Here is a 13,821-nt window from a genome sequence, read left to right as displayed (position 1 = left end):
GCCCCGGTCCCCCGGGGGCGGTGCCGGCGGGCTCACGGCTCGCCCATCTCCTCCACCAGCAGCGCCACGTAGAGCGACAGGACCGATTCGGGATCTTCCAGCGACACCCCGAGGACCTGTTCGATCCGGGAGAGCTGTTGGTAGTACGCGGTCCGGGACAAATGCGCCGCCGCCGCAGCCGCCGATTTGTTCCCGCCGTTCTCGCAGTAGCAGCGCAGCAGTTCCACCAACCGGCTGCCCTGGCTCGTGTCGCGGTTGATCAACGCGCCGAGTTCGCGGTCCGCGAATGCCCGCACCCGCTCGTCGTCGCGCAACAGGTGCAGCAGGCCGCGCAGCCGGACGTCGTCCAGCCGGTGGTAGAGCCGGTTGCCCGGCGACCGCAGCGCCGCGCCCGCGATGTGCGCGGCCTCGCCGAGGCTGCGCCGCACGTCCACCACCGACGACACGGTGGTGCCGACCGCGATCACCACCGGCAGCGCGTGCTGCGTGGCGGCGGCGGTCCGGTGCACCTCGCGGGCGAGCCGGCGCAGCACGCCGTCCAGCCCGGCCGCCGGCGGCAGCGACAGCAGCGCCCGCACGCTGGTGTCGTCCACCACCCCGACCAGCGCGGGCACGGTCACCCGGCGGGTGGCCAGCGCGGTCGCCTCGGCCAGGTCCCGCAGCACCTCCTGGGTGGCCAGCGCCTGCGCGGGAGCGGTGGCCGCGCCCGGCCGGATCGCCACGCCGACGAGCTGCCGCCGGTCCAGCGGCACGCCCAGCGCCGCCGCCCGCGCGGGCAGGTCCTGCGGCGGCCGGGCGAGCAGCTGGGTGAGCAGCGTGCGGTGGGTCTGCCGCTCCAGCGACTCCCGGTCCCGCGCCACGAGCCGGTGCACGGCCAGCGCGGACGCCGCGCGCTCGGCGACCACGACGTGCCGGTGCGGCGGCGGTTCCGGTGACACGACCACCAGCCTTCCCCAGTCGGCCCCGCGCGCGCCGACCACCGTGACCAGCCACCCCGACCCCTCGTGGTAGGCGGTCCGCTCGGGCGGCGCCACCGCCCGCGACCGCGTGCCCCACTCGGTGAGCAGGGCGGTCGGGTCCTGGCCCGCCGCGTCGTAGGCCAGCACCTCGTGGCCGAGGGTCTCCAGCACGACGGGCAGGCCGGACGTCCGCGCGACCTCGCGCAGCACCTCGGCCGGCTCCGCGCCCGCCACGGTCAGCGCGGTGAACGCCTCGTGCACCTGTTCGGCGGCGCGCAGCTCGGCGAGCTGGGCGTCCACGATCAGCGCGACGACTGCCTCGGTCACCGACACGAACCGGGTCTCCCTGGCCAGCGTCACCAGCGGCAGCCCGTGCTGCTCGGCGGCGGCCACGAGCGCGCCCGGCACCTCGTCGTCCCACCGCCGCACCAGTTCCACCACGAGCCCCGCCGCGCCCACGGCCGCCAGGTCGGCGACGTAGCGGGCCAGCCCCGGCGGGTCCTCGGGCAGCGCGATCCCCGTCGTGAGCACGAGTTCGCCGCCGCGCAGCAGGTGCGCGATGTCGGCGATCTCGGCGGCGTGCACCCAGCGCACCCGGCGCTGCACCCCGGCCGCGCCCGCGACCACCCGGGGCTCGCCCCGGCGGATGACCGGCAGGGCGAGGGCTTCCGCAACCGTGGGGTACATGGACACAACGTAATGCGATCCGCCGAAAAGCGGTACATGTTGTGCATGGCGGCGCTGCGGTGTCCCGACGAGACTTCTGGTGCACCGACGCCCCTGAGGAGGACTGGATGGCACCCGAAGAAGGTGGGCACCGAGGCGGCCACGCCGACCTGCTGGCCCGGCACCGCGCGGTGATGCCCGACTGGCTGGCGCTGTACTACGAGCAGCCCATCGAGCTGGCGAGCGCGCGGGGCCGCCGGGTCACCGACCGCGAGGGCACCACCTACCTCGACTTCTTCGCCGGCATCCTGACCAACGCCATCGGCTACGACGTGGCCGAGATCAGCGACGCGGTCCGGCGCCAGCTCGACACCGGGGTCCTGCACAGCTCGACGCTGTACCTGATCCGCGCCCAGGTGGAGCTGGCGGAGAAGGTCGCAGAGCTGTCCGGCATCCCCGACGCCAAGGTGTTCTTCACCAACTCCGGCACCGAGGCCAACGAGACCGCCCTGATGCTCGCCACCCGGTTCCGGCGCAGCGACCAGGTGCTGGCCCTGCGCAACTCCTACCACGGCCGCTCCTTCGCAAGCATGGCCGTGACCGGCAACCGGGGCTGGTCGGCGTCCTCGCTGAGCCCGCTCAAGGTGAGCTGGGTGCACGGCGGGTACCGCTACCGCAGCCCGTTCAAGGACCTGTCCGACGCCGACTACGTCAAAGCCTGCGTCGCCGACCTGCGCGAGGTCATCGAGACGACCACCGCCGGCGACGTGGCGTGCCTGCTGGCCGAGCCGATCCAGGGCGTCGGCGGGTTCGCCACCCCGCCGGACGGGCTGTTCGGGGCGTTCAAGGAGGTGCTCGACGAGTACGGCATCCTGTTCGTCTCCGACGAGGTGCAGACCGGGTGGGGGCGCACCGGCGAGCACTTCTGGGGCATCCAGGCGCACGGCGTCACGCCGGACGCGATGACCTTCGCCAAGGGGCTGGGCAACGGGCTGGCGATCGGCGGCGTGGTGGCCCGGGGCGACCTGATGGACTGCATCACCGCCAACTCGATCTCCACGTTCGGCGGCAACCCGGTGTCCACGGCCGGCGCGCTGGCCACGCTGGACTACCTGCTGGACCACGACCTCCAGGCCAACGCGGCGAAGATGGGCGACCTGCTGGGCAACGGCCTGCGCGCCATCGCCGAGGACCGGCCCGCCGTCGGCGACGTGCGCGGCAAGGGGCTCATGGTCGGCATCGAGCTGGTCGGCCCGGCCGGCGAACCCGACCCGAAGGCCGCCGCCGCCGTGCTGGAGGGCACCCGGGAACGCGGGCTGCTGGTCGGCAAGGGCGGTCTGTACGGCAACGTCATCCGGCTCGCGCCGCCGATGACGGTGACCGCCGACGAGGTCGCGGAAGCGCTGGAGATCCTGGGGGCCGTGCTGTGAGGATCACCCACCGGATCGGCGGCAAGTCGTGGGACGGCGAGGCGCCCCGCAGCGGCGAGGTGTTCGACCCGGCCACCGGCAGGGTCGCCGCGCGCGTCGACTTCGCCTCGGCCGCCACCGTGGACGAGGCGGTGGCGGCGGCCAAGGCCGCGTTCGCCGACTGGCGCGACGCCTCGCTCACCCGCCGGGCCGCCGTCATGTTCGCGTTCCGGGAGCTGCTCAACGCCCGAAAGTCCGAGCTGGCCGCGATCGTGACGGCCGAGCACGGCAAGGTGCTCTCCGACGCGGCGGGCGAGGTCCAGCGCGCGCTGGAGTCGGTCGAGTTCGCGTGCGGCATCCCGCACCTGCTCAAGGGCGGGTTCAGCGAGAACGCGTCCACGCGGGTCGACGTGTACTCGATGCACCAGCCGCTGGGCGTGGTCGGCGTGATCTCGCCGTTCAACTTCCCGGCGATGGTGCCGCTGTGGTTCGTGCCCAACGCGATCGCCTGTGGCAACGCGGTCGTGCTCAAGCCGTCGGAGAAGGACCCGTCGGCGGCGGTGTTCATCGCCGAGCTGTTCGCCGAGGCGGGGCTGCCCGACGGCGTGCTGAACGTGGTGCACGGCGACAAGGAGGCTGTCGACCGCGTCCTGGAGCACCCGGACGTCAAGGCGGTGTCGTTCGTCGGCTCGACGCCGATCGCCCGGTACGTCTACGAGACCGGGACCCGGCACGGCAAGCGGGTGCAGGCGCTGGGCGGGGCGAAGAACCACATGGTCGTGCTGCCCGACGCGGACCTGGACCTGGCCGCCGACGCGGCGGTGTCGGCGGGCTTCGGGTCGGCCGGTGAGCGCTGCATGGCCATCTCGGTCGTGGTGGCGGTCGACCCGGTCGGCGACGAGCTGGTCGCCAAGATCGCCGAGCGGATCTCCGGGCTGCACGTCGGCGACGGCCGGCGGCCGGGCTGCGAGATGGGCCCGCTGGTGACCGGCGCGCACCGGGACAAGGTGGCGTCCTACGTCGACGCCGGCGTCGCCGAGGGCGCGTCGCTCGTGGTCGACGGGCGCGGGCACCCCGTGGACGGCGAGGACGGCGGGTTCTGGCTCGGCCCGACCCTGTTCGACCACGTCGGCGCGGACATGTCGGTGTACCGGGACGAGATCTTCGGGCCGGTGCTGTCCGTGCTGCGGGTCGCGTCCTACGACGACGCGGTGGAGGTGGTCAACGCCAACCCGTACGGCAACGGCACCGCGATCTTCACCAACGACGGCGGCGCGGCGCGGCGGTACCAGAACGAGGTGGAGGTCGGGATGGTCGGTGTGAACGTGCCGATCCCGGTGCCGGTCGCGTACTACTCGTTCGGCGGCTGGAAGGACTCGCTGTTCGGCGACTCGCACGCGTACGGGCCGGAGGGCGTGCACTTCTTCACCCGCACCAAGGTCGTCACGGGCCGTTGGCTCGACCCGTCGCACGGCGGCGTCAACCTCGGCTTCCCGCAGAACACCTGACCCCGGGTGCCGGGTCCGCGTGGCGGAGGGCGCGGGCCCGGCTCGTCGGCGACCGCTCAGGACGAGCGCGCGGCCAGCGCCTGGGGCAGCGGGTCGTAGCGGCTGAAGCGGCGGGTGTAGGTGCCGGTGCCGGAGGTCAGCGAGCGCAGCTCGACGGCGTACCTGAGCAGTTCCGTCGCCGGCACCTCGGCGCGGACCACGGTGTAGCCCGGGGAGTCGGCCTCGGTGCCGAGCACCCGGCCGCGCCGGCCGGACAGGTCGCCCAGCACCGTGCCCAGGTGGTCGTCGGGCAGCCGGACGACGACCTCGTCCACCGGCTCCAGCAGGCAGGTCCTGCCGTTGGCGGCGGCGTCCTTGAGCGCCAGCGACCCGGCCGTCTGGAACGCCGCGTCCGACGAGTCGACCGAGTGCGCCTTGCCGTCGACCAGGGTCACCCGCACGTCCACCACCGGGTGGCCGCCGTGCAGGCCGCGCTCCAACTGCGCCCGGACGCCCTTCTCCACGCTCGGGATGAACTGGTGGGGCACCGCGCCGCCGACGATCCGGTCCACGAACTCGAACCCGGACCCGCGCGGCAGCGGCTCCACCACGACGTCGCACACCGCGTACTGGCCGTGCCCGCCGGACTGCTTCACGTGCCGGCCGTGGCCCTTGGACTGCGCGGCGAACGTCTCGCGCAGCGCCACCCGGACCGGCTCGGTGTCGACCTCCGCGCCGCCCGCGCGCAGCCGGGCCAGCACCACGTCGGCGTGCGCCTCGCCCATGCACCACAGCACGAGCTGGTGGGTCTCGGCGTTGCGCTCCAGCCGCAGCGTCGGGTCGCCGGCGACCAGCTTGCCGAGGTTGCGGGCGAGGTTGTCCTCGTCGCTGCGGCTGCGCGGCACGACCGCGACCGGCAGCAGCGGTTCCGGCATCTCCCACGGGGCGACCAGCAGCGGCCGGTCCGGCGCGGACACCGTGTCGCCGGTCTCGGCGGAGCCGAGCTTGGTCAGCGCGCACAGGTCGCCGGCCACGCAGTACGGCACCTCGCGCAGGGTGGCGCCCAGCGGCGAGTAGACGTGCGCGACCCGTTCGTCGACGTCGTGGTCCTCGTGGCCCCGGTCGGCCATGCCGTGCCCGGAGACGTGCACCGGGCGTTCGGGGCGCAGCGTCCCGGAGAACACCCGCACCAGCGACACCCGCCCCACGTAGGAGTCGACGGCGGTCCGCACCACCTCCGCGACCAGCGGCCCGTCCGGGTCGGCGGCCAGCCGGGGGTGGGGTATCCCGTCCACGCCGGTCACGTCGGGCAGCCGGTGCTCCAGCGGCGACGGGAACGCCCGGGCGATCCCGTCGAGCAGCTCCGGCAGGCCCAGCCCGGTGGTCGAGCACACCGGCAGCACGGGGTGGAACGCGCCGCGCGCGACGGCGGTCTCCAGGTCCGCGACGAGCGTGGCCTGGTCGACGTGCTCGCCGGCCAGGTAGCGGTCCATCAGGGTCTCGTCCTCGCTCTCCGCGATGACGCCCTCGATCAGCGCGTTGCGCTCGTCCTCGTACCCCGGGTCCTCGGTGGTCAGCAGGTTGACCAGGCCGTCGTCGTCGGGCAGGTAGAGCGGCACGACGCCCGCGCCGAACGCCTCCTGGCACGCGGCGATCCCGCCGGCCACGTCGGCGCGGTGGTGGTCGGCGCGGGAGATCACCACGGCCCGGGGCATCCCGACCGCCGCGCACTCCTGCCACAGGGCGACGGTGGTGGCGTCCACCCCCTCGGCGGCGCTGACCACGAACAGCGCCGCGTCGGCCGCGCGCAGGCCCGCGCGCAGCTCGCCGACGAAGTCCGCGTAGCCGGGCGTGTCGATGAAGTTGATCTTCACGTCGCCGTGGCGCACCGGTGCGACGGCCAACCCGACCGACCGCTGCTGGCGCACGGCGGCCGGGTCGTGGTCGCAGACGGTGGTGCCTTCGGTGACCGAGCCCGCGCGGGTCAGCACGCCGGTCGTGGCGAGCAGGGCCTCGGTGAGCGTCGTCTTGCCGGAGCCGGACGGGCCGACCAGCACGACGTTGCGGACCTTGGCCGGGTCGTCCACAGCGACCGCGCCTGCCGAATGGCCGTTGTCGGAGCTTCTGGTTCCCATGAGGACCACCCTCCACAAGTGTTTAGTGTTCGATCTCACACCCGTCGAGGCGATGGGACAAGCCCGCCGGGGCACCTCCAACCCGGCAGGAGGAACCCGGAAGTGCTGCACGCAGCGTCACGGTGACCGGAGGTCCACCGTCGCGCCCGCACCGCCTGCGCCCGGATCACCGCACTCCCTCCACGAACCGGCGGAGGTCGTCGAGGTAGCCGGGCGCGTACACCGAGCGGGGCGCGGCGATCGCCACGGCGGTGGTGGCGATGTCGCCACGGCCGGCGGGGGTCATCCCGTGCGTGGCGTCGGGGTGGGTCCGCACCTCCAGGTCCCGCACCAGTCGCCGGTAGCCGGACTCGGTGTCGGCGACGTCCACGTTCCGGTCGTGCCCGCCGAGCACCAGCAGGGTCGGCACGTCGACCCGGGCCAGGTCGTCGGTCGCGTCGGACTCGTGGTTGGCCGCGATGAACCGCCACCGGTCGGCCGTGAGGTCGGTGTCGCCGGTGGCCGCCCGGTACTCCTCGAAGCCCGACCCGCGCCGCAGGTGCTCCAACCTGGTGTCGCTCCGGGCGACCTCGGCGGCGACCTCCTCGGCGGGCGCCCCGCGCGCGGCCAGTTCGGCGAGCAGGTTGAACCGGCCCTGCCGGTGCCAGTTCACCGCCGGCGACACCGCGATCATGAACGCCACGTCCGGCTGCCGGGCGACCCGGGGCATGACCCACCCCGCCTGGCTGGCCCCCCACAAGCCGATCCTGCCCGGGTCGACGTCCGGCCGGCCCTTCGCCCACGCGATGGCGTCGAGCACCTCGCGGGAGCGGTCCGCCATGGTCTGGTGCAGCCAGTTGCCGGGTGCGCCGTCCACCCCGGGCTTGTCCCACGACAGCGAGGCGTACCCGGCGCGGGCGAACGCCTCCCACATCGGCCGGTAGAACGTCTCGTGGGTCGCGTCGACCGGCCCGTCGCCGTGCACGAACACCACCAGGCCGTGCCGCTCGCCGGTTTCCGGCAGGGCCAGCACACCGCGCAAGTCGCCGATCTCCACGCGTTCTTCGCGCAGGTCGTAGGTGTTCTGGTGGACGACCCACCCGCCGGTGACCAGCGTCAGCGCCACCAGCGCCACGACCGTGCGCACCACCCACCGCTTCATGACGAACCCCCTAACTATCGTTTCTCCTACGATCGTAGTAGATTTGAGCACATGGACGTCGAGGTGCCCACCCGGACCATCGTCGAAGCCCTCGTGGGCCTGGACGGCACGGTCGACGCGGGGGAGCTGTACGAGGTCGCCGCCGAGCTGGGCATGAGCGACCAGCAGGTGCGGCTGTGCGTGAAGCGGCTGGTGGGGGAGGGGAAGTTCACCGTCGAGGGGCGCGGGCGGCGGGCCGTGCTGCGGATGACGCCGCACGCCCTGCGCGCGGTCGAACCCGACGTCGAGTTCCTCGAGTTCATGTACCGGCAGGACGCCGGCCAGGTCACCTGGGACGGCAAGTGGCACCTCGTCGCCTTCGCCGTGCCGGAGTCCCAGCGGCACGCCCGCGACGCGCTGCGGGACGCGATCGTGCGGTTGGGCGGCGCGGCCCTGCACGGCGGCCTGTACGTCTCGCCGCACGAGTGGGAGGACCTGGTCGAGGGCGAGGCGGCGCAGCTCGGGGTGCTGCCCGCCGTGACCTTCCTGAGCAGCGCCGACCTCCGGGTCGGGGCGGAGGTGTCGGCGGCGCGGCTGGCCGCCCGGCTGTGGCCGCTGGACGAGATCGCCGCCCGCCACGAGCGGCTGGCCGAGGTGGCGCGGGTCCGGCTGCGCCGGTTGCGGGAAGGCGCGTCCCGGGTCGACCTGCTGCGCATCGCCGTGGAGGTGGCCGCCGAGTTCACCCGCGCCGTGGAACCCGACCCGCTGCTGCCGCCGGCGCTGCTGCCGCAACCGTGGGTCGGCGCGCACGCCCGCGCGCTGGTGGCGAGCTGCTGGGCCGAGCTGGCCGCCCGGTCGGACCGGTTGCCCGCGTTGTTCACGGTGTACGGCGAGACCGTCGTGCCGTGAGCGCCGTGGCTCGGGCAAGCCGCCGAACGGGTGTGCGCGGTGTTCCGCCCGGTCCCGCGATGCCGAGGGTGGCGTAGGCCACTACCAGCGGCTGAGCGTCGAGTGGCCTGCTGAGAACGTGCCGGATTGGCCTGCGGTGGCGGTCCACGTGCGACGTACGATGAGAACGTCGTTCACCTATTCGAAAGGTTGGCCGTGACCACTTCATCCGACTCCGGTACCCCCGTCACCGGTACCGCCCGCGTCAAGCGCGGCATGGCGGAGATGCTCAAGGGCGGCGTGATCATGGACGTGGTCAACGCCGAGCAGGCCAAGATCGCCGAGGACGCCGGCGCGGTCGCCGTCATGGCGCTGGAGCGCGTGCCCGCCGACATCCGCGCGCAGGGCGGCGTGTCCCGGATGAGCGACCCGGACATGATCGACGGCATCATCTCCGCCGTGTCCATCCCGGTGATGGCCAAGGCCCGGATCGGGCACTTCGTCGAGGCCCAGGTCCTCCAGTCGCTGGGTGTGGACTACGTCGACGAGTCCGAGGTGCTGACCCCGGCGGACTACGCCAACCACATCGACAAGTGGCAGTTCACCGTGCCGTTCGTGTGCGGTGCGACCAACCTCGGCGAGGCCCTGCGCCGGATCACCGAGGGCGCCGCGATGATCCGCTCGAAGGGCGAGGCGGGCACCGGCGACGTGTCCAACGCGACCACCCACATGCGCAAGATCCGCGCGGAGCTGCGGCGCCTGCAGAACCTCCCGGCCGACGAGCTGTTCGTGGCGGCCAAGGAGCTCCAGGCCCCCTACGAGCTGGTCCGCGAGGTCGCCGAGGCCGGCAAGCTGCCCGTCGTGCTGTTCACCGCCGGCGGCATCGCCACCCCGGCCGACGCGGCGATGATGATGCAGCTCGGCGCCGAGGGCGTGTTCGTGGGCTCGGGCATCTTCAAGTCGGGCAACCCGGCGCAGCGCGCCGAGGCGATCGTCAAGGCCACGACCTTCTACGACGACCCGGACGTGCTGGCCAAGGTGTCGCGCGGCCTGGGCGAGGCGATGGTCGGCATCAACGTGGACGAGATCCCGCAGCCGCACCGCCTCGCGGAGCGCGGCTGGTAGGCACCTGCTCGACGGCGGCCCCGGGGAGCGATCCCCGGGGCCGCCGCGCTGTCCGGGGCGCTACACGTGCTCCATCACCATGACCACGGACGTGCCCGGCTCCAGCGCCGCGCAGGTGTGCGGCTGGTCGCCGGGGTAGAGCAGGTAGTCGCCCTCGCCCAGCTCCACCGGGTCGCTCTGCGGCCCGGCGAGCACCCGGCCCCGGCTGACGACCAGGTGCTCCACCGTGCCGGGCATGTGCGGCTCCGACTCGCGGGCCGCGCCGGGCTCGACGTCGAGCAGGTAGATGTCCCGCCGCACCCCCGGCGGGCACGAGGCCAGCAGCGTCGCGGTGTAGTGCGAGCGCTCCGAGTAGATCGAGGGCCCCTCGCCGGCCCGGATCACCCGCACCCGCGCCACCGGCGGGTCGACCAGCCGGCTGAACGGCACGCCCAGCGCCACGCCCAGCGCCCACAGGGTCTCCACGCTCGGGTTGCCGCTGCCGCCTTCGAGCTGCGACAGCGTCGACTTGGCGACGCCGGCCCGCTTCGCCAGCTCGCTCAGCGACAGCCCGACGCGCTCCCGCTCCCGCCGCAGCGACGCGGCGATGACGTCCAGCGGCGCACCTGTGTTCGGCATGACAGTCCAATCGTTCGTCTTGACGAACAGCTCCCTCCTGTTCATCGTAGAAGACCATGCGTTCGATATGGCGAACCCCCGACAGCGGCCTGCTGCGCGACGTCGCCGCGATAGCCGCCGGCGCGGCGGTCAACGGTGCCTCGTTCGGCGCGATCGCGGTCGCCGGCGGGCTGCCGTGGTGGCTGCCGGTGGTCATGTCGCTGCTGGTCTTCGCGGGCGGCTCGCAGTTCATGGCGGTCGGCGTCGTGGCCGGCGGCGGCAGCCCGGCCGCCGCCGTGCTCGCCGGCCTGGTGCTCAACGCCCGGCACCTGCCGTTCGGCCTGGCGGTCGGCGACGTCCTCGGCCGGGGGCTGCTCGCCCGGGTCGTCGGCAGCCACCTGATGGTCGACGAGACCGTGGCGCTCGCGCTCGCCCAGCGCGACCCGGCCCGCGCCCGCGCCGCGTACTGGTCGTGCGGCGTGGCGCTGTTCGGTGCCTGGAACGCCGCCGTGGTGGTGGGCGCGCTGGTCGGCGGGGCGATCGGCGACCCCGGCGCGTTCGGCCTGGACGCGGCGTTCCCGGCGGCCCTGCTGGCGCTCACCCTGCCCGCCCTGCGCGACCGGCGCACCCGGCACGCCGCCCTGCTCGGGTCGGCGGTGGCCCTGGCCACCACCCCGTTCCTGCCCGCCGGCGTGCCGGTGCTGCTCGCCCTCGGCGGCCTGGCCGCCACCTTCACCCGGAAGGGGGTCGCGGCGTGACCCTCGCCGCCGTCCTGGTGCTCGCGGCGGGCACCTTCGCGTTCCGCCTGGCCGGGCCGCTGCTGCGGGACCGGGTCACCATCCCCGACCGCACCCGCGACCTGCTCTCCCGGTCGGCCACCGTGCTGCTGGTCGCCCTGGTGGCGACGTCGTCGCTGACCAGGGGCCAGGAGTTCGCCGGCTGGTCGCTGCCCGCGGGCGTCCTGGTCGGCGGCCTGGCCGCGTGGCGCAAGGCGCCGTTCGTGGTCGTCGTCCTGCTCGCCGCCGCCACGACCGCGACCCTCCGGTACGCCGGCGTCCGGTAGCGCAGCCGCCCGCCGCGCTCACGCCAGGATCGGTGCCCCGAGCCAGTTCTCCGGCACGCCGAACGCGTCCACCAGCCGCCGCGCGTCGGGGCGCAGGGCCGCGCACAGCTCGTTCACCGCCTGCGTCACCGCCTTCGAGCGCGCCGCCGTGAGCCTGCCGTGCTCCAGGAACCACGCCCGGTCCGCCTCGATCGTGCTCAGCGCGTACAGGTCGCACACCCGGTCCAGCAACGCCGCCACCTCCGGGTCGTCGCACCGGGCGACCGCCGCCACGAACGCCTCCAGCACCACCCGGTCCACGTGCGCCCGCGCGGCGTGCAGCACGTGGTCCTGGGCGGCGTTGAACACGTCGAACGGGTTGTCGGAGCCGGCCCGCCGCAGCCGCCGCGCCAGGCCCTCCAGCACGTGCCGCTCGCGGTCCTCGAACTGCCGCACCTGCCAGCCCCGGTCCAGCAGCGCGTCGGAGCTGCCGCTGACCAGCCGGTCGATGATCGCCCGCGCCGCCGTCCGCTCGATCACCACGCCGACGAACTGGTCGGCGGCGAACCGCGCCATGCCCCACGGGTCCAGGTCGCCGACGTGGTCGCGGTAGCTGGTCAACAGGCCCTTCGCCACGAGCTGGAGCAGCACGGTGTTGTCGCCCTCGAACGTGGTGAACACGTCCGTGTCGGCCTTGAGCCCGGCCAGCAGGTTCTCCGCCAGGTACCCGGCCCCGCCGCACGCCTCCCGGCACGCCTGGATGGTCGCCGTCGCGTGCCAGGTCCCGACCGCCTTGAGCCCGGCCGCCCGCGACTCCAGCTCGCGCTGTGCCCGGTCGTCGGCCACGTCGTGCAGCGCCGAGACCATCTCCTCCTGCGCGAAGTGCAGCGCGTAGGAGGTCGCCAGCGCGGGCAGCAACCGCCGCTGGTGGGCCAGGTAGTCCAGCACCACGACCTCCTCCCCGGTGTCCGGCCGGGTGAACTGCCGCCGGCTCAGGCCGTACCGGACCGCGATGGCCAGCGCCTTCTTCGTCGCGCTGCCCGCGCCGCCCGCCACGCTGATCCGCCCGCGCACCAGGGTGCCGAGCATGGTGAAGAACCGCCGCCCGGTGCCCTCGACCGGGCTGGAGTACTCGCCGGCGGCCGACACCGACCCGTACCGGTCCAGCAGCGCCGACCTCGGCACCCGCACCCGGTCGAACCACAGCCGCCCGTTGTCCACGCCGTTCAGCCCGGCCTTGGGCCCGCAGTCCTCGATCCGCACACCCGGCACCGGGGCGCCCGACGCGTCCCGGATCGGCACCAGCAGCGCGTGCACGCCGTGCGAGGTGTCCCCGGTGACCAACTGCGCGAACACCACCGCCACCCGCCCGTCGCGCGCGGCGTTGCCGATGTAGTCCTTGCGCGCCGCCGCGTCCGGCGTGTGCACGACGAACTCCTCGGTCTCCGCGTCGTAGACGGCCGTGGTCCGCAGGTTCTGCACGTCCGAGCCGTGCCCGGACTCGGTCATGGCGAAGCACCCGGGCAGCTCCAGGCTCATGATCGCCGGCAGCAGCTCGTGGTGCTCCCGGGTGCCCAGCGCCTGCACCGCGCCCCCGAACAGCCCCCATTGCACGCCGGCCTTCACCATCAGCGACAGGTCGCCGTACCCCAGCACCTCGAACGCCACCACCGAGCCGCCGACGTCGTCGCGCCCGCCGTGCTCCTCCGGGAAGCCGATCAGCGGGTGCCCGCCGGCGGCCAGCACCCGGAGCTGCTCCAGCACCCACGCCCGGTACGGCTCGCGCTCCAGCTCGCCCGCCGGCTCCAGCTTGCCGAGCAGGTCCAGGGACGCGCGGCGGAGCTCCGCCCAGCGGCCGTCGAGCAGGTCACGGAGTGCGTCAGCCATGGCGCATTGCTAACACACCGCGCACCGCACCGCCGCTCACCCGGCTGTGGTCGGCGGCACGGTGTGCTTGCGGACGTGCTGGAACAACAGGTTGGTGTGCAGCTCGCTCACCTCGCGCCGCGTCGTGAACCGGTCGAGCACCAGCCGTTGCAGGTGCGCGGTGTCCGCGACCGCGACGTGCACCAGGAAGTCCTCCGGACCCGCCACGTGCGACACGGCCAGCACCTCCGGCAGCGACAGCACGTACTCCATGAACGGACCCACGACGACCCGCGTGTGCGGCCGGACCCGCACCGCGATCACCGCCTGGACCGGCCGCCCCAGCGCCGTCAGGTCCACCTCCGCGTGGTACCCGGTGATCACCCCGCGCTCCCGCAGCGCCCGGTGCCGCACCACGCAGGTCGACGCCGCCACGTTCACCCGGTCGGCGAGCTCCTTGTTGGGCAGCCGCGCGTCCTTCTGCAACTCCCGCACGATCGCGGCGTCGACCGAATCCATCGCGCCCC

The 13,821-nt window shown here is 73.9% G+C and carries 12 protein-coding genes; 6 read left to right on the top strand and 6 right to left on the bottom strand.

Translation table 11 applies throughout. The annotated features are described in order from the left end of the window. Positions 1-32: 32 nt before the first annotated feature. Positions 33-1,646, bottom strand: a complete 1,614-nt coding sequence (locus tag AB0I60_RS14145) for a PucR family transcriptional regulator ligand-binding domain-containing protein (RefSeq protein ID WP_360729353.1) — start codon at positions 1,644-1,646, stop codon at positions 33-35. Between the two features lie 107 nt (positions 1,647-1,753). On the opposite strand from AB0I60_RS14145, the gene AB0I60_RS14140 reads away from it, so the two are divergent. Together AB0I60_RS14140 and AB0I60_RS14135 are read left to right on the top strand one after the other, a co-directional pair. Then, positions 1,754-3,055 (top strand): aspartate aminotransferase family protein, encoded by a 1,302-nt coding sequence (locus AB0I60_RS14140; protein WP_360729351.1) that lies wholly within the window; start codon positions 1,754-1,756, stop codon positions 3,053-3,055. Continuing rightward, a complete protein-coding gene (locus AB0I60_RS14135; RefSeq protein ID WP_360729348.1) occupies positions 3,052-4,542 on the top strand; it encodes a CoA-acylating methylmalonate-semialdehyde dehydrogenase in 1,491 nt (496 codons plus the stop codon). The genes AB0I60_RS14140 and AB0I60_RS14135 overlap by 4 nt, the downstream gene beginning before the upstream one ends. 56 nt (positions 4,543-4,598) lie before the next feature. On the opposite strand, the gene AB0I60_RS14130 is transcribed toward AB0I60_RS14135, so the two are convergent. After that, on the bottom strand, positions 4,599-6,656 hold the full coding sequence (locus tag AB0I60_RS14130; protein ID WP_360729345.1) for an elongation factor G-like protein EF-G2: 2,058 nt from the start codon (positions 6,654-6,656) through the stop codon (positions 4,599-4,601). A gap of 166 nt (positions 6,657-6,822) precedes the next feature. After that, positions 6,823-7,797, bottom strand: a complete 975-nt coding sequence (locus AB0I60_RS14125) for a CocE/NonD family hydrolase (RefSeq protein WP_360729343.1) — start codon at positions 7,795-7,797, stop codon at positions 6,823-6,825. A 51-nt stretch (positions 7,798-7,848) separates the two neighbouring features. Between AB0I60_RS14125 and AB0I60_RS14120 the strand changes: the two genes are divergently transcribed. Together AB0I60_RS14120 and pdxS are read left to right on the top strand one after the other, a co-directional pair. Continuing rightward, positions 7,849-8,685, top strand: coding sequence for a PaaX family transcriptional regulator C-terminal domain-containing protein (locus AB0I60_RS14120; RefSeq protein WP_360729340.1), 837 nt, complete (start codon positions 7,849-7,851; stop codon positions 8,683-8,685). A gap of 189 nt (positions 8,686-8,874) precedes the next feature. Next, the gene (pdxS, locus tag AB0I60_RS14115) at positions 8,875-9,789 is read left to right on the top strand and encodes a pyridoxal 5'-phosphate synthase lyase subunit PdxS (RefSeq protein ID WP_360729338.1); all 915 of its coding nucleotides are present in this window, start codon (positions 8,875-8,877) and stop codon (positions 9,787-9,789) included. A gap of 60 nt (positions 9,790-9,849) precedes the next feature. Here pdxS and AB0I60_RS14110 read toward each other — a convergent pair whose 3' ends face one another. Beyond that, entirely contained in the window at positions 9,850-10,407 is a 558-nt protein-coding gene (locus tag AB0I60_RS14110; RefSeq protein WP_360729336.1) for an XRE family transcriptional regulator, read from the bottom strand. Positions 10,408-10,463: 56 nt separating this feature from the next. On the opposite strand from AB0I60_RS14110, the gene AB0I60_RS14105 reads away from it, so the two are divergent. Both AB0I60_RS14105 and AB0I60_RS14100 read left to right on the top strand, forming a co-directional pair. Beyond that, positions 10,464-11,144: an AzlC family ABC transporter permease gene (locus AB0I60_RS14105; protein WP_360729333.1), complete on the top strand. Its 681-nt coding sequence runs from the start codon at positions 10,464-10,466 to the stop codon at positions 11,142-11,144. Beyond that, positions 11,141-11,449: an AzlD domain-containing protein gene (locus AB0I60_RS14100; RefSeq protein ID WP_360729331.1), complete on the top strand. Its 309-nt coding sequence runs from the start codon at positions 11,141-11,143 to the stop codon at positions 11,447-11,449. Before AB0I60_RS14105 ends, AB0I60_RS14100 begins: the two co-directional genes overlap by 4 nt. Positions 11,450-11,467: 18 nt before the next feature. Here AB0I60_RS14100 and AB0I60_RS14095 read toward each other — a convergent pair whose 3' ends face one another. Together AB0I60_RS14095 and AB0I60_RS14090 are read right to left on the bottom strand one after the other, a co-directional pair. Then, positions 11,468-13,315 (bottom strand): acyl-CoA dehydrogenase, encoded by a 1,848-nt coding sequence (locus AB0I60_RS14095; protein ID WP_360729329.1) that lies wholly within the window; start codon positions 13,313-13,315, stop codon positions 11,468-11,470. 36 nt (positions 13,316-13,351) lie between these two features. After that, positions 13,352-13,813: an Lrp/AsnC family transcriptional regulator gene (locus AB0I60_RS14090; RefSeq protein ID WP_360729327.1), complete on the bottom strand. Its 462-nt coding sequence runs from the start codon at positions 13,811-13,813 to the stop codon at positions 13,352-13,354. Positions 13,814-13,821 lie beyond the last annotated feature (8 nt).

It is taken from the genome of Actinosynnema sp. NPDC050436 (assembly GCF_040655415.1).
GTDB lineage: Bacteria > Actinomycetota > Actinomycetes > Mycobacteriales > Pseudonocardiaceae > Actinosynnema.
This window is presented reverse-complemented; position numbering and strand designations above follow the sequence as displayed.

Bases quoted from the DNA above. Each gene is read 5' to 3' on its own strand.
- AB0I60_RS14120 (WP_360729340.1), top strand. From the start codon at position 7,849: ATGGACGTCGAGGTGCCCACCCGGACCATCGTCGAAGCCCTCGTGGGC.
- AB0I60_RS14090 (WP_360729327.1), bottom strand. From the start codon at position 13,813: ATGGATTCGGTCGACGCCGCGATCGTGCGGGAGTTGCAGAAGGACGCG.
- AB0I60_RS14130 (WP_360729345.1), bottom strand. From the start codon at position 6,656: ATGGGAACCAGAAGCTCCGACAACGGCCATTCGGCAGGCGCGGTCGCT.
- AB0I60_RS14110 (WP_360729336.1), bottom strand. From the start codon at position 10,407: ATGCCGAACACAGGTGCGCCGCTGGACGTCATCGCCGCGTCGCTGCGG.
- AB0I60_RS14105 (WP_360729333.1), top strand. From the start codon at position 10,464: ATGCGTTCGATATGGCGAACCCCCGACAGCGGCCTGCTGCGCGACGTC.
- AB0I60_RS14140 (WP_360729351.1), top strand. From the start codon at position 1,754: ATGGCACCCGAAGAAGGTGGGCACCGAGGCGGCCACGCCGACCTGCTG.
- AB0I60_RS14145 (WP_360729353.1), bottom strand. From the start codon at position 1,646: ATGTACCCCACGGTTGCGGAAGCCCTCGCCCTGCCGGTCATCCGCCGG.
- AB0I60_RS14095 (WP_360729329.1), bottom strand. From the start codon at position 13,315: ATGGCTGACGCACTCCGTGACCTGCTCGACGGCCGCTGGGCGGAGCTC.
- AB0I60_RS14125 (WP_360729343.1), bottom strand. From the start codon at position 7,797: ATGAAGCGGTGGGTGGTGCGCACGGTCGTGGCGCTGGTGGCGCTGACG.